Here is an 18666-nt window from a genome sequence, read left to right on the forward strand (position 1 = left end):
GAAAAAAAGATTTGACTAGGCTTTCTGAATGAATTATAATAAATCTGTATGGGTAGATGTATTTTCTGAAAAAGACTTCAGAAGGTACAGGAAAGGACGGATTGTGGCAAAACTGATCAACATCGGATTCGGCAATGTCGTAAATTCGGATAAAATAATAGCAGTGGTGAGTCCCGAGGCGGCGCCCGTCAAGCGTATGGTGCAGCGTGCAAAGGAAAGCAACCGCATCATCGATGCGACGCAGGGAAGACGCACGAAAGCAGTGCTCATCACCGGAGAAGAATTTATCATCCTTTCGGCTTTGCAGCCGGAAACGATCAGCCGCAGATTCAACGGCGGCTGGGAAACAGAAAAAGAGCGAGGGGAATCTGAAAATGAGTAGAGGAATACTTACTGTAGTATCCGGTTTTTCCGGAGCAGGAAAAGGAACACTGATGAAACGCCTGATGGAGGAGTACGACAACTATGCGCTGTCCATCTCCGTCACCACAAGAGACCCGCGTCCGGGCGAGGAAGACGGCGTATCGTACTTTTTCCGTACAGAAGAAGAGTTTGACCGCATGGTAGAAGAGGATGCCTTCCTCGAATATGCGCGTTACGTAAAACATTCCTACGGAACGCCGAAGGCATACGTAGAGGAGCAGCTGGATGCCGGAAAAGATGTTCTGCTTGAGATTGAAATCCAGGGAGCACTTCAGGTCAAGGAAAAACGTCCGGACACCCTTCTTGTGTTCATCACACCGCCGACCGCCGAGGAGCTGGAACGACGCCTCCGGGGACGCGGAACGGAAACAGAAGAAGTCATCAAAGGCAGAATGGAGCGTGCAAAAGAGGAAGCACAGGGCATGGACCAGTACGATTATGTCCTGATCAACGACGACCTCGAAACCTGCGTAAAACAGATGCATGAGACCATTCAGAGCCAGCATTTCATGAGCAGCAACCAGAAAGATTTTATCGAACAGATGAAAAAAAGTCTGGAAAAATAGAAAGGAGCATTTATTATGATTCATCCATCTTATCAGGAACTGATTGCAACTATTAACGAGGGCCAGGATCTGGACGAGGCACCGGTTGTCAGCAGCCGTTACTCTCTGGTACTTGCAACAAGCAAACGTGCAAGACAGATCATCGGCGGAGCAGAACCGCTTGTAAAAGTGAAAAAAGGCATGAAACCGCTCTCCATCGCCGTAGAGGAGATGTACAAAGGAGAGGTTACAATCCTTCCGGAATCTGAAGTTGAAGCGGAAGAGGAAACAAAAGAGGAGCCAGTAATTGAATAATATGAAAATTCTGTTTATTTCCCTTGGATGCGATAAAAATCTGGTAGATTCCGAGCATATGCTGGGTCTTCTGGTAGAGCATGGCTTCGAGATCACCGATTCCGAGGAAGATGCAGAGGTTATCGTGATAAACACATGCTGCTTTATCCACGACGCCAAAGAAGAAAGCATTCAAAATATTCTTGAAATGGCGAAGTACCGTACAGCGGGAAGCTGTAAGGTTCTTCTGGTAACGGGCTGTATGGCAGAGCGCTACCGCGATGAAATCATTGAGGAGATTCCGGAGGTTGACGCCGTACTTGGAACGAACAGCTATGACAAAATCCTGGATGCCATTCAGGATGTCCTCGGCGGCGACCGCTTCCAGGAGTATGCCGATCTGAAAGGACTGCCGAAAATTGACGCACAGCGCGTTGTAACGACAGGCGGCCATTACGAATATTTGAAAATTGCAGAGGGCTGTGACAAGCACTGTACCTACTGCATCATTCCGAAGCTGCGCGGACCGTACCGCTCCGTTCCGATGGAGGAACTGATAGCAGAAGCGAAGACGATGGCAGAACAGGGTGTCAAAGAGCTCGTTCTCGTTGCGCAGGAGACAACCATTTATGGTATCGATCTGTACGGAAAGCCGTCTCTCCACCTTCTGTTAAAAGAGCTCTGCAAAATTCCGGAGCTCTACTGGATCCGGATTCTGTACTGCTATCCGGAGGACATCTATCCGGAACTCGTTCAGACGATGAAGGAAGAGCCGAAAGTCTGTCACTACCTGGATCTGCCGATTCAGCATGCCAACGATGAGATCCTGCGCCGCATGGGTCGCAGAACCTCCAAACAGGAGCTGATCGACAAAATTGATTTCCTGAGAAGCGAGATGCCGGATATCACACTGCGCACCACGCTGATCACAGGATTCCCGGGAGAGACAAAAGAGCAGCACAAAGAACTCCTCGAGTTTATCAACGACATGGAGTTCGACCGTCTCGGCGTATTCACCTACTCTCCGGAGGAGGGAACACCGGCTGCTGCGATGGAGCATCAGATCGACGAGGAGGTAAAACTGGACCGTCAGGCAGAACTGATGGAGCTGCAGCAGGATATCTCTGCAGAACTCGGCGAGCGCAGGATCGGCCAGGAGCTTCTTGTTATGATCGAGGGCAAAGTGGCGGATGAGGATGCCTATGTGGGCAGAAGCCAGGCGGACGCACCGGGTGTAGACGGCTATGTATTTGTCAATACACCGGAAACACTCGTATCCGGCGACTTCGTAAGAGTGAAAATTACCGGTGCTCTGGAATATGATCTGATAGGAGAGATAAGTCAATGAATTTACCAAACAAATTAACGATTCTGCGGGTAATTATGATTCCGTTTTTCGTGTTCTTCCTGCTGTCTGGCGTGGGCGGAAGCGCGTCCAAATGGATTGCACTGGTAATCTTTGCCGCTGCCAGCATCACGGATACGCTGGACGGCTACATTGCAAGACGTGACAATCTGATTACCGATTTCGGAAAGTTTATGGATCCGCTGGCAGATAAGCTGCTGGTATGCTCTGCACTGATCTGCTTTGTAGAGCTGGACAAGCTTCCGGCGTGGATGGTTATTATTATCATCGCAAGAGAATTTATCATCAGCGGTTTCCGCCTGGTTGCTTCGGACAATGGAATTGTCATCGCAGCAAGCTGGTGGGGAAAATCGAAAACAATCAGCCAGATGATTATGATCATTCTTCTGATCGCCGACATTCCGGCACTTTCCGTGCTGAATACCGTGCTGATCTGGGTTGCACTGATTCTGACCGTTGTTTCTCTGATTGATTACCTGGTAAAAAATAAAAACGTGCTTTCCATGCAGAACTAGGCAGGAAAAAGCACAGAATAAAAACGCTGACCGGTTTGGGATTCCAGACCGGCAGCGTTTTTTGGTTTGTAGTTTTTCAGCGTTTTTTCCCGGAAGCAGCGGAGCGGAAGAGGCGTACCATCTGGTCAATTTTTGCCGCTTCCTGTTTGGATTTTCCGGCTTTGATGGCAGAGATGATCAGGTCCGCCTCGGAGGCGGAAAACTGTGCGCCGCCCTGATTTCCCTGCATCAGGGAGAGAAGAAACGGCATCATTTCCGCCTGGGATTTTCCACGGCTCTGAGAGGCCATCTGCTGCAGTGCCTGAAGCCGGGCAAAGTCAATTCCGGAAAGAGAGGGGTCCTGCGACCAGTCGTTTTGCTTATCATCCGAACTCATAGCAGATCCTCCTCATTTCCGGGATTTATATTCTGAAGCATCTGGACCATCTGCATGGTCTGAAACATCTGGGAGAGAAGATCCCGCTGTGGACCGGCGGCAAAACGGGAAATATCCTGCAGCATCTCAAGCGGAGAGACGTGCGGGGCATCAACAGACATCATGGAAAGGTCGGCCGGACGGGAAAAAAGCTGAATGGTCCGCTGGAGCTCGAGCCATTTGCTCAAAATCGCAAGGGAGGGCTGCAGGCCGAAGGAGGCGTAGGGAATGGCAGCCTTCAGCATCTGAAGCTGATCCTGTGCGATCATCTGGTCCAGCGGTGTCATCTGTTCCACATTTTGTTCCTGTTCCTGATTCAAATTAAGATCCTTCCTGGCAGCATTCCTGCATTTGTCTTTTTATTTCTCTTTATCTTATGTTCCAGGCCGGAAAAAATGACAGAAGGCGGGAAAAAACATATGATAAGAGGAAGAAAGAAAAAGGAGACCGCCGGAAAATGGATGGAAAAGAAACAGCAAAAAGAAAACAGGTACTCGAAGGGAATGCCTTTTATGAAATAGATCTGGAATGTATGAGAAAAAAAGAAAAAAGAGAAGAGATGGAAAAGCGGGAAAGAGAAGCACGGAAACCGAAACGGTTTCGCTGAAAGAGAATTCTGGTGAAAAAAGCCCCGGGGCGGTTGATCCGCACCCGGGGCTTTTTCTGCCCGAACATCTGGGAGGACTGAAAAAAGGTCAGCAGCCGCATCCACAGTTATTGCTGTTGCCGCATCCACAGCCGTTGTTGTTCCATCCGCCGCAGCAGAACAGAAGAATCAGAACGAGCCAGCAGTCGGAATTGCAGCCATTGTTGTTGTTTCCGCATCCACATCCGCCGCAGCAGGAGAGGAGAAGCAGAATCCAGATAATACTGCAGCCATTGTTTCCGAACAGGTTGTTGTTGGAAACACCGCATCCATTATCGCAGCCACAGCCGTTGTCACATCCGCATCCACAGTTTGTAGCAGCTAAATCACTCATGTTTGTTCCTCCAAAGGAATCATTTTGCTTACAATTCATGATATGAAAAACTGCCGGGCGGGGTTACTCTTAAAGAGAAAAATTCAAAGACCCTACAGACTGCGTCCCTGAAAATCAAAAAGCTCTTTCACCGGAATGTCAAGTGCCTCAGCGATATCGAACAGAAGATTCAACGAAATAGAGGTTTTTGTATTTGGCGCTTCGATGTTGCTCATATGGGTACGACTGATATGTACCGCCTCGGCAAGTTCGGCCTGCGTCATTCCTTTTGCTCTTCGGTAGTAGGCAATCGTAAGTCCAAGAAGGCGAAGATCGTTCAAGCGTTCGTAATTCATAGTCAGGAATCCCCCTTTTAGTTTTATAAATATAATGATAATACGTAATGATACAACGGAAAACAATCAAAAACAAGGCACTTGCACATTAAAAGTTTGCATCAACAAACGGATATACCATAGAAGCAAACCTGTGAGCGGGAAAATCAGTTTGTCATAAGGCTTAGAAAGCTCTGATATAACTGCAATCTTCCGTATCCCCACTCGCGGCTTGGATAAGTAATGGTATCAGTTCGGCCAGCGCCGCGGATCAGATAGTTTTTCAGCTCCTGCGCCGTAAAATAGCGGGATGGGGTGCGTTGAATGCCCCATTGCAGGAAGAGAGCGGCAGCACCGGATGTAATGGCAGCGGACGCGCTTGCGCCGCTCCGGTTTTCGTAGGAGCCTGCCGGTCCCGGTCCGGTGACGGAAATCCCGGGGGAAGCAAAATCGGGTTTGATTTCACCAAGCCGGGTAAAGCCGCGTCCGGATTCCGGTGAAAAACTGTTATTGGATGCCTGATAGGTGGAGGGAGACAGAACGGGAATGGTGGCGGAGGGTGTCGTCAGTGTCGTGTACGGGTCGGGTTCCAGAAAGATCACATCGGAAGTGGAAAATCCGGTAATCGGAAGCCAGACGTGGAAATCGGGAGGGGAAGGAAAGGCGCGGTAAACCTGAAGTGTCCAGATGCCGGGCGTCGGATCCAGCATGCGGATCAGGATGAGCTGGCTGCCGGTCGTCGTCTGAACGACTTCGTAGTTGACGTAGATGACGGTGCGTTCCAGAACAAAGGTGATCCTCTGTTCCTGAGTCAAAGAGACGGGAATCCGCGGAATCGTTTCTCCGCCGGGAGAGCGGAATCCGACGGAAAAAAGCTGCGGAACCTGTCCCCAGAACTCCAGGACAAAACCGCGGCTGCCTTCGGAAACGAGAAACTCTACATTTTTCGGGGAGTCATTTTCGGATACGGAGCCATAATAATGGTGAGCGGCGTTTCCCTCGTTGCCGGTGGCGCAGACCGGAATAATGCCCGGCGTATTTCCGTAGCGCGCCAGCGTCAGAGCGATGGGAAGGGTTCCGGAATGACTTCCCTGATTTGTTCCAAGTGCCAGACAGATGACCAGTGGTTTTCCCTCCCTGGCTGCGACTTCGTTTAGAAAACGCATCGCAGAGAGAAGATCATCTTCTTCAAAGACGGGAGCATTGGTGGAGACAAGATAAAAGTCTTTCAGATTCTGTTTCGCCGGTTTTAACTTAACAACAGCGAAATCGGCTTCCGGTGCAGCACCGAGAAAGCCGGCGGACGCATTCGGAGTACCGCCAGCGACTCCGGCGACGTATGTTCCGTGTCCGTCCGGATCCGTGACCGGAACGACAGAAAGAGGATCCCTGCTTCGAAGCGCATCGTCAAGGTCAGACTTTTCGTAGAGACTGCCATAGGGAAACTGCGGCGGCGGTGTGCCTGTGCGGTCGGTCTGATCCCAGATGGAAAGAATCCGGCTCTGGCCGTTGCTGCGCAGAAAGGCGGGGTGGCGGTAATCGATGCCGGTGTCCAGAAAACCCAGGATTACATTTTTGCCGGTATACCCGCCGCCGTAGAGATTCTGCGTCTGTACAATGCCGGAGACTTCTAAAGAGAGGGTGGAAAGCGGCGTGAAAAGTTTCGGGAGTCCGGTAAAAAGAATTTCACCAAAGAGATTTTCCGGGAGCAGGCTGCGCTCGAGAAAGAGAACGGAATACTGCGAATTCAGTGTAAGAAGGGCACTGGATTCTGGAAAGAGCATCTGGTACCGCTCGGACTGTGCCACGTAATTCTGAATCAGAATGTTGATGTAATCGTTGGAATAGATGATGTCCGTAAGATCCATAAAGAGATCCTTTGTTTTTGAAGGTATTGTATGCAAACCATACAGAAAAGTATGCATGCTCAAAAAAGAAATCCCCCTACCGGGTGCAAGATCTGCACGGTAAGGGGAAAGAAAACGAAATCAGCTTTCCAGAAGAGCGCTGATATCCTGCTTTGGTACTTCCATCGGATAATGACTGTCGAAGCATGCACGACAGATCGGCAGGTCACCGACCATGTTCTGGAGCTTTTCGATCGGCATGTAGCCCAGGGAGTCCGCTCCGATCTGCTGGCGGATTTCCTCGGTGGAATGGGAGCTTGCGATCAACTGCTTGTTGGAAGGCACATCGGTTCCAAAATAGCATGGATACAGAAACGGCGGGGAACTGATACGGACATGAACTTCGGTCGCACCGGCTTTCCGCAGCATCGTAATCAGATTCGAAATCGTTGTTCCACGGACAATGGAGTCGTCGACGAGCACGATCCGTTTTCCTTTTACAACAGATTCGAGAACGCTCAGCTTGATTTTGACGCTGGATTCCCGTTCCTTCTGGGTCGGCTTGATGAAGGTACGGCCGACATAGCTGTTTTTGTGGAACGCAAGACCGAACGGAATGCCGGATTCTTCGGAATAGCCCTTTGCGGAGGCAAGTCCGGAATCCGGGACACCACAGACGAGGTCTGCATCAACCGGGTAGGTCTTTGCGAGAGTTGCACCGCCGCGGATTCTGGCTTCGTAGACACTGATATTGTCTATTTTGCTGTCGAGGCGGGCAAAATAAATATATTCAAAAATACAATGCGCTTTTTTTACGTCAACCGGCATAAATTCGGATTTCAGATTTCCGGTTTTGTCAAACGTTACAATTTCTCCCGGAGCGACATCGCGGACGAATTCAGCGCCGATCGAAGTGAGGGCGCAGCTTTCCGAGGCGAGAACCCAGGCGTTGTCCCGCTTTCCGATGCAGAGCGGTTTTAAGCCATATGGGTCGCGCACGCCGATGAGTTTTCTCGGGCTCATGATGACAAGGGCATAGGCGCCGCGGATTTCTTTTACCGTGCGCAGAATCGCTTCTTCTACCGTTTTGGAATGAACGCGTTCCCGCGCAATGCCGTAGGCGATGATTTCAGAGTCAATCGAAGTGTGAAAAATTGCGCCGGTGTTTTCCATCTGCTCGCGCAGTTCCATAGCGTTGACCAGATTTCCGTTGTGCGCAAGGGCGAGGGAGCCTTTCAGATAATTCAGAACGAGCGGCTGTGCATTCTCTACGGTAGTGGAACCGGTGGTAGAGTACCGGACATGGCCGATGCCGATGTTGCCGGACAGCTCTTCTAATTTGGATTCTTTGAAAACTTCGTTGACAAGGCCAAGGCCTTTGTAGGATTTCACATGGCCCTTTGGACCGCTGGTGTCAGAGACGGCAATTCCGCAGGACTCCTGTCCTCTGTGCTGCAGGGCGGAAAGGCCATAGTAGATCGAAGGACTGACGTCGGCACCATCCAGATCGTAAATGCCGAAAACACCACATTCCTCCCGGAGACCGGTATCATAACAATTGTTTGACGATGGCTGCATAGGTATTCTCCTTTTTTCAGTTGTAGACCTGCATGTTTTAAAAACATTGATTATCATACTCATTTTTGCGGATGATGTCAAGAAAATCGTGATATGTATAAAATATGGTGCAGAAATTTAGGATTTCGTGGAAAATGTCGAAAATAATAAAAAATAGTAAAAAAAAGTTGCAGGAAATTCGAGATGTGTTATAATCGTTTTTGATTTTGAATGAAAGCCCCGGACAGCAGCTATGGATGAGCCATGCTTGCATGAGCGAATTCATAGATATTGGCCGGGCAAGACGACATGAGTAAGTAGGGCGATAGCCCGGATTACGAATGTTGTCAGCAGTTACGGGAGCGACGCAGGCGCGGAGTAACTGGCTTTCATCATAGAGATGTCGCCGGCAGGCGACATTTCCTTTTAGAGAAACTTGTGACGGAAAAGAAAATATCAGAAGAGAAAAGCAGGAGGAAATCAATATGGCAGTAAAATATGTCTTTGTGACAGGCGGAGTAGTCTCCGGCCTTGGAAAGGGAATCACGGCGGCGTCCCTTGGACGGCTTTTAAAAGCCCGAGGATACAAAGTGACGATGCAGAAATTTGACCCGTACATCAACGTTGACCCGGGTACGATGAACCCGATTCAGCACGGCGAGGTTTTCGTTACCGATGACGGCACAGAGACAGACCTCGATCTCGGCCACTACGAGCGTTTCATCGACGAGAGCCTGGATAAAAATTCCAACGTGACGACCGGAAAAGTATACTGGTCTGTTCTGCAGAAAGAACGCCACGGTGATTTCGGCGGAGGCACCGTACAGGTCATTCCGCACATTACAAACGAAATCAAGAGCCGTTTCTACCGCGGAAAAGAAGTAGACGAGGAGCGTATTGCCATCATTGAGGTCGGCGGAACCGTCGGCGATATCGAGAGCCAGCCGTTTTTGGAGGCAATCCGCCAGTTCCAGCATGACGTCGGACACGAGAACGCCATTCTGATCCACGTTACCCTGATTCCATATCTGAAAGCTTCCGGTGAAATGAAAACAAAACCGACGCAGGCGAGCGTAAAAGAGCTGCAGGGAATCGGTATTCAGCCGGATGTCATCGTATGTCGGTCCGAGCATCCGCTGACCACCGAGATCAAAGATAAAATTGCTCTGTTCTGCAACGTTCCGTCAAGCCATGTTCTGCAGAACCTGGACGTGGAGTATCTGTATGAAGCTCCGCTTGCCATGGAGAAAGAGAACCTGGCGCAGGTTGTCTGCGAGAGCCTTCACCTTCCATGCCCGGAACCGGATCTGTCCGACTGGACCCATATGGTAGAAGCACTCCGCCATCCGAACAAAGAGGTGACGATTGCGCTCGTCGGAAAGTATATCCAGCTGCATGATGCATACCTGAGCGTTGTTGAGGCATTAAAACACGGCGGAATTGCAAGCCATGCAAACGTACACCTGAAATGGGTGGATTCCGAGCTGGTAACCGAGGAGAACGTGGCAGAGTATCTGAGCGATGTGGACGGTGTTCTGGTACCGGGCGGATTCGGAAACCGCGGTATCGAAGGCATGATCACAGCGATTCGATATGCAAGAGAGAACAAGATTCCGTTCCTCGGCCTCTGCCTCGGCATGCAGCTGACGATTGTTGAATATGCAAGAAACATTCTCGGTTACCACGACGCACACAGCATCGAGATGAACCCGAACACCATGCACCCGGTGATCGCACTGATGCCGGATCAGGATGGAATCGAGGATATCGGCGGTACGTTACGTCTCGGCGCATATCCATGCGTCCTGGCAGACGGATCGAAAGCACAGGAGTTGTACGGTGAGAAAGAGATTTCCGAGCGTCACCGCCACCGCTATGAAGTAAACAACGATTTCCGGAAAGCACTGACCGAAAACGGCATGGTTCTCTCCGGTGTTTCTCCGGACGGAAGAATCGTTGAGATGGTAGAACTTTCAGATCATCCGTTCTACATCGCAACGCAGGCACATCCGGAGTTCAAATCCCGTCCGAACCGTCCGCATCCGCTGTTCCGCGGCCTGATCGCAGCAGCAGCCGAGTACCATGCGGCAAAATAATCGATAAATGGTATGAAAAATTAGGTAAAATGCAGTAATAACCTAAGAAAGTTAAGAAAAAATATAAAAAATTATATAAAAATTAAATTTGCTCTTTACAGGACGAAAAAAATAGAGTATAGTAAGGGCAATCCAGAAAGAACGGCGGGGAACAAAAGATTCCCCTCCATTCTTTTCAGAAAAGACAAAGGATAACCGAAAATAAGGAAAGTAAAGGAAGGGAAGCCGTATGACACAGAGCAAAGAGCGTGTCATGGGAGAAGAAGGGCTGTACCGTTCTTCCTTTGAACACGACAACTGCGGTATCGGAGCCGTCGTGAATATCAAAGGTGAAAAATCCCATGCGACCGTAGAAAACGCATTAAAAATCGTAGAAAATCTTGAACATAGAGCCGGCAAAGACGCCGAGGGTAAAACAGGAGACGGAGTAGGAATCTTGTTGCAGATATCGCACAAATTCTTTTCCAAAGCCTGTTCGACCCTCGGTTTTTCATTAGGCGGAGAACGGGAATACGGCGTCGGCGTATTCTTCTTCCCACAAAATGAGCTGAAACGGAACCAGGCAAAAAAGATGTTTGAGATCATCGTGGAAAAAGAGGGACTGGAACTCCTTGGATGGAGAAACGTGCCGACCGTTCCGGAAGTTCTCGGCCATAAGGCAAGAGAGTGTATGCCTTACATCATGCAGGCATTCATCAAAAAACCGGAGGATGTGGAAAAGGGAATCGCTTTCGACCGTCGTCTGTACGTCGTACGCCGTGTTTTCGAACAGAGCAACGACAACACCTACGTGCCATCCCTTTCCAGCCGTACCATCGTATACAAAGGTATGTTCCTCGTAGGACAGCTCCGCACCTTCTTCCGCGATCTGCAGGATGTCGATTATGAATCTGCAATCGCCATGGTGCATTCCCGGTTCAGCACGAACACGAACCCAAGTTGGGAGAGAGCCCATCCGAACCGTTTCATCGTACACAACGGCGAGATCAACACCATCCGCGGAAACGCCGACAAGATGCTGGCCCGTGAGGAGACGATGTCCTCTCCGATGCTGCAGGATGAACTGCACAAGGTTCTGCCGGTTGTCAACACCCAGGGTTCTGACTCTGCAATGCTCGACAATACACTCGAGTTCCTGACCATGAGCGGTATGGATCTTCCGCTGGCTGTCATGATCACGATCCCGGAGCCATGGGCAAACAACGATACGATTTCCCAGGAGAAACGTGATTTCTATCAGTATTATGCAACGATGATGGAGCCGTGGGACGGACCGGCATCGATCCTGTTCTCCGACGGAGATGTGATGGGAGCAGTGCTCGACCGCAACGGTCTTCGTCCTTCCCGTTACTACATCACCAACGATGGATTCCTGATCCTTTCCTCTGAGGTCGGTGTTCTGGAAGTTCCGGAAGAAAAAATCGTCTTAAAAGAGCGTCTCCATCCGGGCAAGATGCTTCTCGTCAACACCGTACAGGGAAAAGTCTTAAACGATGAGGAAGTCAAAGAATATTACGCAAAGAAACAGCCGTACGGCGAATGGCTCGACAGTTATCTGGTACAGTTAAAGGATATCAAAATCCCGAATCTGCCGGTCGAAGAGTACACGAAAGAAGAGCGGATGCGCCTGCAGAAAGCGTTCGGCTACACCTACGAGGAGTACCGTTCCTCCATCGGAAAGATGGCATTAAACGGTGTCGAGGCAACCGCTTCGATGGGTATCGATACCCCGCTTGCCGTTCTCTCCCATGAGCATCAGCCGCTGTTCAACTATTTCAAACAGCTCTTCGCACAGGTAACGAACCCGCCGATCGACTGCATCCGTGAGGAGATCGTAACTTCCACAAGCGTTTACGTCGGACGTGACGGAAATCTGCTTGAGGAGGAGCCGAAGAACTGCCAGGTATTAAAGATCAACAATCCGATCCTGACCAATACCGATATGCTGAAGATCAAGAACATGAAAGTCGAAGGCTTCAAGGCAGTGACCGTTCCGATCACCTACTACAAGAGCGCACCGCTTGACCGTGCGATGGACCGCCTTTTCGTCGAGGTTGACCGTGCACACCGGGCAGGAGCCAACATCCTGATTCTCTCTGACCGCGGCGTCGATGAGAACCATGTGGCGATTCCATCCCTCCTGGCTGTATCTGCGGTTCATCAGCATCTGGTAAAAACGAAAAAGAGAACTTCTCTTGCGATTATTCTGGAGTCCGGCGAGCCGCGCGAGGTGCACCATTTCGCAACACTGCTCGGCTACGGTGCCTGCGCAATCAACCCGTATCTGGCACTCGACACGATCCATGAGCTGATCGAAGAGGGCATGATCAAGAAAGATTACTACGCAGCCGTTGAAGATTACAACCACGCAGTCATCTCTGGTATCGTAAAAATCGCAGCGAAGATGGGTATCTCCACGATCCAGTCGTATCAGGGTTCCCAGATCTTCGAGGCCATCGGTATCTCAGCAGATGTCATCGACAAATACTTCACCGGTACGGTCAGCCGTGTCGGCGGTATTACCCTGGAAGACATTGCAAAAGATGTCGATGAGCGTCATTCCCAGGCATTCGATCCGCTGGAGCTGTCTACCGATCTGACACTGGACAGTATCGGCCGTCATAAATCGAGAAGCCAGGGCGAGGAGCACCGCTACAATCCGCGCACCATTCATACACTGCAGGAGTCCACAAGACGCGGCGACTACAAGATGTTCAAAGAGTACACAGCAATGGTCGACAGCGAGGAGAGCGGCTATCTGCGGAGCCTGATGGACTTCGATTATCCGGAGCAGGGCGTTCCGCTCGAAGAAGTTGAGAGCGTAGATTCTATCGTAAAACGATTCAAAACAGGTGCGATGTCCTACGGTTCTATTTCTCAGGAGGCACATGAGACACTGGCAATTGCCATGAACCGTCTGCATGGAAAATCCAACACTGGTGAGGGCGGTGAGAGTGATGACCGTCTCGAATCCCCGGAGAGATGCTCCGCGATCAAACAGGTAGCATCGGGAAGATTCGGCGTTACCAGCAAATACCTTGTCAGTGCAAAAGAGATCCAGATCAAGATGGCTCAGGGTGCAAAACCGGGCGAGGGCGGCCACTTACCGGCCGGAAAGGTTTACCCGTGGATTGCAAAAACACGTCACTCCACACCGGGTGTATCCCTGATTTCCCCGCCGCCGCACCACGACATCTACTCCATCGAGGACCTTGCACAGCTGATTTATGACCTGAAAAACTCGAATGTGAATGCAAGAATCTCCGTTAAACTGGTATCCGAAGCAGGTGTTGGTACTGTCGCAGCCGGTGTTGCAAAAGCCGGAGCACAGGTTATCCTGATTTCCGGATATGATGGAGGAACGGGAGCAGCACCGAGAAGTTCCATCCACAATGCAGGACTTCCATGGGAGTTAGGCCTTGCCGAGACCCATCAGACGCTGATCAAAAACGGCCTCCGTAACCGTGTCATGATCGAGACCGATGGTAAGCTGATGAGCGGCCGTGACGTTGTGATTGCAGCACTCCTTGGCGCCGAGGAATTCGGTTTTGCGACCGCACCGCTTGTAACGATGGGATGCGTTATGATGCGTGTCTGCAACCTCGATACCTGCCCGATGGGTATTGCAACCCAGAACCCGGAGCTGCGCAAACGTTTCCGCGGCAAACCGGAGTACGTCATCAACTTCATGCGCTTCATCGCAGAAGAGATGCGGGAATACATGGCAAAACTTGGCTTCCGCACCGTTGACGAGATGGTCGGCCGTTCCGACTTCTTAAAGAGAAATGATAAAGTGACGAACGAGCACGCAGACCGCGTAGACTTAAGCCAGATCCTGAACAATCCGTTTGCAAAAGCAGGCGAGAAGGTAACGTTCGATCCGAAAGATGTTTACGACTTCAAACTTGGCGCAACCCTGGATGAGAAGGTACTCTTAAAGAAATTCGGTCCGGCAATGGATAAGAAAGAGAAGAAGACCGTCAAAGTCGAGATCACCAACACCGATCGTACCGTGGGAACGATTCTTGGTGCCGAGATCACCAGAAAATTCGGCACCTCTCTGGAGCCGGATACGTACACCGTACAGTGCAAGGGTGCCGGCGGACAGAGCTTCGGAGCATTTATTCCAAAAGGACTGACCCTGGAACTTGAGGGCGATTCGAACGATTACTTCGGAAAAGGCCTCTCTGGCGGAAAACTGGTTGTCTACCCGCCGAAAGCAAGAAAGTATAAACCGGAAGAAAACATCATCGTCGGAAACGTTGCCCTCTACGGCGCAACGAGCGGTGAGGCGTACATCAACGGTATCGCAGGAGAGCGTTTCTGTGTCAGAAACTCCGGTGCTTACGCCGTTGTCGAGGGTGTCGGTGAGCATGGATGCGAGTATATGACCGGCGGCCGTGTCGTTGTCCTCGGCGCAACCGGAAAGAACTTTGCAGCCGGCATGAGCGGCGGTATCGCTTATGTCCTGGATGAAAAGAGCAACCTGTACCGCAATTTGAACAAGGAAATGATTTCGATTGAACTGGTAGAAAGCAAATACGATATTGCAGAGCTGAAAAACATGATTGAAAAACACGTCGCACACACCGGCTCTGAAAAAGGTAAAGAAATTCTCACACACTTTGACGAATATCTGCCGAAATTCAAGAAGATCATTCCGAATGACTATAAGCGCATGATGATGCTGAGTGCCCAGATGGAAGACAAGGGCCTTAGCAGCGAACAGGCACAGATTGAAGCATTTTACGAAAGCATGCGTAAGTAGGAGGAAGAAGAATTATGGGTAAGCCAACTGGATTTATGGAATATCAGCGCAAGACGGGAAACACCGTTGCCCCGCTTGAGCGTATCAAAAACTTTAAGGAATTTCATCTGCAGCTCCCGAAAAAGGAACAGCAGATGCAGGCTGCCCGCTGTATGGCATGCGGTGTACCGTTCTGCCAGGCGGGAACCATGATTGCGGGAATGGCCTCCGGCTGTCCGCTGCAGAACCTCGTTCCGGAGTGGAATGACCTTGTGTATCTTGGAAACTATGAGCAGGCATACCGCCGCCTCACCAAGACAAACTGTTTTCCGGAATTTACCTCCCGTGTCTGCCCGGCACTCTGCGAAGCAGCCTGTACATGCAACGTAAACGGAGACCCGGTCTGCACGAAGGAAAATGAACGCGCGATCATCGAAAACGCATGGGCAACCGGCCTGATTACGCCGCAGCCGCCGAAAGTGCGCACCGGAAAACGCGTTGCCGTTGTAGGAAGCGGTCCTTCCGGCCTTGCAGCAGCGATGCAGCTCAACCGCCGCGGCCATTCTGTTACGGTCTTTGAACGCCGCGACCGCGTGGGCGGACTTTTACGCTACGGTATTCCGAACATGAAACTCGATAAGAGCGTCATCGACCGCCGTGTGGATCTGATGAAGGCCGAGGGCATCGAGTTTGTGACGAATGCTGATATCGGAAAAGATGTAAAAGCTGACAAACTCTTAAAAGAATTTGACCGTGTCCTGCTCTGCTGCGGTGCGGCAAATCCAAGAGATATCAAGGCAGAGGGAAGAGATGCAAAGGGCATCTACTTTGCTGTCGATTTCCTGACTTCCGTAACGAAGAGTCTTCTGGATTCCAATTTTGAGGATCATGCCTACATCGATGCCAAGGGCAAACACGTTGTTGTCATCGGAGGCGGCGACACCGGTAATGACTGTGTCGGAACTTCCATCCGTCTCGGTGCCAAATCTGTGACACAGCTTGAGATGATGCCGAAAGCACCGGATCAGCGTGCCGAGAACAATCCGTGGCCGGAGTGGCCGAAGATCTGCAAGACGGATTACGGCCAGGAAGAGGCAATCGCCGTATTCGGCCATGATCCGCGGATTTACCAGACAACCGTAACGGAATTTATCAAAAACAAAAAAGGTGAAGTCTGCCAGATCAAGACCGTAAAACTGACACCGAAAAAAGATGAGAAATCCGGCCGCATGATGATGGTTCCGGTTGAGGGAACCGAAGAGATTCTCCCGGCAGATCTCGTTCTTATTGCAGCAGGCTTTTTAGGATCCCAGAAATATGTGACCGATGCATTTAAAGTGGAAGTCAACCAGCGCACCAACGTGAAGACAGATGACGGAAAATACCAGACAACAAAAGAAAATGTCTTCACCGCAGGCGATATGCACCGCGGCCAGTCCCTGGTCGTATGGGCGATCCGCGAGGGACGCGAGGCAGCAAAGGCAGTCGATGAATCCCTGATGGGATACACGAATCTCTAAGTTTTTCTTGACAAAACACGCGAAAAACTGCTATAATATGCCCAAAACAAGGGTGTTTTTACGCAAGGTGTCTTTCTGCCCTGCCGCGTGAAAACACCCTTTTCGTTTAGAATCGTCTTTGATAAAGGAGAGAATCGATATGGCAAAGTATACGAAGGAAGCGATCCTTCAGATGGCGGAGGAAGAAGATGTTGAATTTATCCGCCTGCAGTTTACCGATATGTTTGGAATGATGAAAAATATGGCCATCACCGCCGGACAGCTGGAAAAAGCCCTGAATAATCAGTGCGTTTTCGATGGCTCTTCGTTCGAAGGATTTGTCACCATCGAGGAAGCAGACATGTTTCTGCACCCGGATCTCGACACCTTTGCAATACTTCCGTGGCGTCCGCAGCAAGGAAAGGTTGCAAGATTGATCTGTGATGTGTATGATAGAGAGGGGAATCTTTATGCAAAGAGTTCCCGAACCATCCTTCAGAAGGTAATTTCCGAAGCGAAAGCGATGGGTTATGAGTTTGAAATCTCACCGGAGTGTGAATTTTTCCTGTTCCACACCGATGAGGACGGCGGAGCAACGAGTGTAACGCACGACAAAGGCGGTTATCTGGATCTTGGACCGCTGGACCTGGGAGAAAACGCGCGGCGCGATATGGTGCTGACTCTCGAAGAAATGGGAATCGACGTTGAGTCTTCCTTCCACGAGGTAGCGGCAGGCCAGCACGAACTGGATTTCTGTCCGGCTGCAGCACTTCGGACGGCAGATCAGCTGATGACTGCCAAATTTGCTATCCGTACGATTGCAAAACGTCATGGTCTTCACGCAACCTTTATGCCAAAACCAAAAACCGGAGTTCACGGATCGGGTCTTCATCTTTCCTTCTCCCTGTTTCAGGAGGGAAAAGATGTGTTTGCCGACAAATCCGATGAATACGGGCTCAGCAAAGAGGCATATTACTTTATGGGCGGACTGATGAAACACATCAGCGGAATCGCAGCGATTACCAATCCGCTTGTAAACTCCTACAAACGTCTGACACCGGGATACGGTGCACCGATCTACGTGGCATGGTCTGCAAAGAACAGAAGCCCGCTGATCCGCATTCCGCTGACGGGAGACGGTATCATGGCCATTGAGCTTCGATGCCCGGATTCGGCAGCCAATCCGTACCTAGCACTTGCTGTCTGCATGGCAGCAGGACTTGACGGTATCAAACAGAAAATCGTTCCGCCGTCCCCGGTGGACCGCAATATTTCCGATCTGACAGAAGAAGAACGAAACGCGATGCAGATCACCCTTCTCCCGGGAAGCCTTGGAGAAGCGGTCGCAGAGTTAAAGAAAGACGATTTTCTGTGTCAGGTACTCGGCCAGGAATTTGTGGATGGATATATCAATGCCAAAGAAGAAGAGTGGCATGAGTATCTCCGCCAGGTATCCGACTGGGAGACCGAGAAATATCTGTACCGTATTTAGACGACGAAGGGGCCTGAAAATGCATGAGCAGCATAGTGATAGTACTTCCCAAAATAGAAGATGGAAAGCGCATCCGGGATATTCTGGCAAAAAGAGGATATGAAATCGATGCTGTCTGTTCGACAGCGGCAGCGGCGCTCGGAGAGATGAACAACTTAAACGGCGGTATCGTCATCTGCGGCTACAAGCTTCCGGATATGTTTTTTACGGATCTGAATGAGTGTATGCCGTCCGGCTTCCAGATGCTTCTGATTGCATCGAGCCGCGCATTAAGTGCGGTGGAGGGAACCGGAATCATGGCGGTTACGATGCCGCTTTCCGTGTACGAGCTGGTCAATACACTGGAGATGATGCTGCAGAGTGCGGCACGGCGCAGAAAGAAAGAGCGGGCAAAGCCCAAGGTGCGCAGCGCCGAGGAACAGCACATCATCGATCGTGCAAAAAGCCTTCTGATCGAACGAAATCACATGACCGAGTCGGAGGCCCATCGCTACATGCAGAAATGCAGCATGGACAGCGGCACCAATCTGGTTGAAACGGCACAGATGGTGCTGACGCTTTTGACAGAGTAAGAAA

The 18666-nt window shown here is 50.5% G+C and carries 17 protein-coding genes; 11 read left to right on the forward strand and 6 right to left on the reverse strand.

Annotated elements, in window-relative coordinates:
* Nucleotides 1–103: 103 nt before the first annotated feature.
* The 5 genes from DXD02_RS09835 to pgsA are packed head-to-tail and all read left to right on the forward strand — an operon-like array spanning nt 104 to nt 3143.
* Nucleotides 104–382 (forward strand): DUF370 domain-containing protein, encoded by a 279-nt coding sequence (locus DXD02_RS09835; RefSeq protein WP_055218332.1) that lies wholly within the window; start codon nt 104–106, stop codon nt 380–382.
* Nucleotides 375–989, forward strand: a complete 615-nt coding sequence (gene gmk, locus DXD02_RS09840; protein WP_022461423.1) for a guanylate kinase — start codon at nt 375–377, stop codon at nt 987–989. The genes DXD02_RS09835 and gmk overlap by 8 nt, the downstream gene beginning before the upstream one ends.
* Nucleotides 990–1004: 15 nt before the next feature.
* On the forward strand, nt 1005–1283 hold the full coding sequence (rpoZ, locus tag DXD02_RS09845; protein ID WP_022461424.1) for a DNA-directed RNA polymerase subunit omega: 279 nt from the start codon (nt 1005–1007) through the stop codon (nt 1281–1283).
* A gap of 1 nt (nt 1284) precedes the next feature.
* Nucleotides 1285–2610: a 30S ribosomal protein S12 methylthiotransferase RimO gene (gene rimO / locus DXD02_RS09850; protein WP_117802405.1), complete on the forward strand. Its 1326-nt coding sequence runs from the start codon at nt 1285–1287 to the stop codon at nt 2608–2610.
* Nucleotides 2607–3143 (forward strand): CDP-diacylglycerol--glycerol-3-phosphate 3-phosphatidyltransferase, encoded by a 537-nt coding sequence (pgsA, locus tag DXD02_RS09855; protein ID WP_055228244.1) that lies wholly within the window; start codon nt 2607–2609, stop codon nt 3141–3143. Before rimO ends, pgsA begins: the two co-directional genes overlap by 4 nt.
* A 76-nt stretch (nt 3144–3219) precedes the next feature.
* Here pgsA and DXD02_RS09860 read toward each other — a convergent pair whose 3' ends face one another.
* Together DXD02_RS09860 and DXD02_RS09865 are read right to left on the reverse strand one after the other, a co-directional pair.
* Complete coding sequence (locus DXD02_RS09860; protein WP_022461427.1) at nt 3220–3519, reverse strand: hypothetical protein; 300 nt, start codon at nt 3517–3519, stop codon at nt 3220–3222.
* Nucleotides 3516–3878 carry a hypothetical protein gene (locus tag DXD02_RS09865; RefSeq protein ID WP_055217741.1) on the reverse strand — a complete coding sequence of 121 codons (363 nt, stop codon included), beginning with the start codon at nt 3876–3878 and terminating at the stop codon, nt 3516–3518. The genes DXD02_RS09860 and DXD02_RS09865 overlap by 4 nt, the downstream gene beginning before the upstream one ends.
* A gap of 137 nt (nt 3879–4015) precedes the next feature.
* Between DXD02_RS09865 and DXD02_RS15595 the strand changes: the two genes are divergently transcribed.
* Nucleotides 4016–4165 carry a hypothetical protein gene (locus DXD02_RS15595; RefSeq protein ID WP_172680771.1) on the forward strand — a complete coding sequence of 50 codons (150 nt, stop codon included), beginning with the start codon at nt 4016–4018 and terminating at the stop codon, nt 4163–4165.
* Between the two features lie 88 nt (nt 4166–4253).
* On the opposite strand, the gene DXD02_RS09870 is transcribed toward DXD02_RS15595, so the two are convergent.
* From DXD02_RS09870 to purF, 4 genes are all read right to left on the reverse strand, one after another.
* Complete coding sequence (locus DXD02_RS09870; RefSeq protein ID WP_055228247.1) at nt 4254–4538, reverse strand: hypothetical protein; 285 nt, start codon at nt 4536–4538, stop codon at nt 4254–4256.
* Between the two features lie 92 nt (nt 4539–4630).
* Complete coding sequence (locus DXD02_RS09875) at nt 4631–4873, reverse strand: helix-turn-helix transcriptional regulator (protein WP_022462361.1); 243 nt, start codon at nt 4871–4873, stop codon at nt 4631–4633.
* A 146-nt stretch (nt 4874–5019) separates the two neighbouring features.
* A complete protein-coding gene (locus DXD02_RS09880; protein ID WP_158580124.1) occupies nt 5020–6720 on the reverse strand; it encodes a S8 family peptidase in 1701 nt (566 codons plus the stop codon).
* A 120-nt stretch (nt 6721–6840) separates the two neighbouring features.
* Nucleotides 6841–8277: an amidophosphoribosyltransferase gene (gene purF / locus DXD02_RS09885; RefSeq protein WP_117761558.1), complete on the reverse strand. Its 1437-nt coding sequence runs from the start codon at nt 8275–8277 to the stop codon at nt 6841–6843.
* 464 nt (nt 8278–8741) lie between these two features.
* Here purF and DXD02_RS09890 point away from each other — a divergent pair, with 464 nt between their 5' ends.
* The 5 genes from DXD02_RS09890 to DXD02_RS09910 all read left to right on the forward strand — a co-directional run bounded on the left by DXD02_RS09890 (nt 8742) and on the right by DXD02_RS09910 (nt 18662).
* On the forward strand, nt 8742–10352 hold the full coding sequence (locus DXD02_RS09890; RefSeq protein WP_117761556.1) for a CTP synthase: 1611 nt from the start codon (nt 8742–8744) through the stop codon (nt 10350–10352).
* 229 nt (nt 10353–10581) lie between these two features.
* Nucleotides 10582–15120 carry a glutamate synthase large subunit gene (gene gltB / locus DXD02_RS09895; protein WP_117761555.1) on the forward strand — a complete coding sequence of 1513 codons (4539 nt, stop codon included), beginning with the start codon at nt 10582–10584 and terminating at the stop codon, nt 15118–15120.
* A gap of 14 nt (nt 15121–15134) precedes the next feature.
* Nucleotides 15135–16619, forward strand: coding sequence for a glutamate synthase subunit beta (locus DXD02_RS09900; protein ID WP_022462356.1), 1485 nt, complete (start codon nt 15135–15137; stop codon nt 16617–16619).
* Nucleotides 16620–16758: 139 nt separating this feature from the next.
* Nucleotides 16759–18090, forward strand: coding sequence for a type I glutamate--ammonia ligase (gene glnA / locus DXD02_RS09905; protein ID WP_117761554.1), 1332 nt, complete (start codon nt 16759–16761; stop codon nt 18088–18090).
* A gap of 23 nt (nt 18091–18113) precedes the next feature.
* On the forward strand, nt 18114–18662 hold the full coding sequence (locus DXD02_RS09910; protein ID WP_022462354.1) for an ANTAR domain-containing response regulator: 549 nt from the start codon (nt 18114–18116) through the stop codon (nt 18660–18662).
* The last annotated feature ends 4 nt before the right edge of the window (nt 18663–18666 follow it).

It is taken from the genome of Blautia sp. TF10-30 (assembly GCF_003481245.1).
GTDB classification, from domain to species: Bacteria; Bacillota; Clostridia; order Lachnospirales; family Lachnospiraceae; genus Fusicatenibacter; species Fusicatenibacter saccharivorans.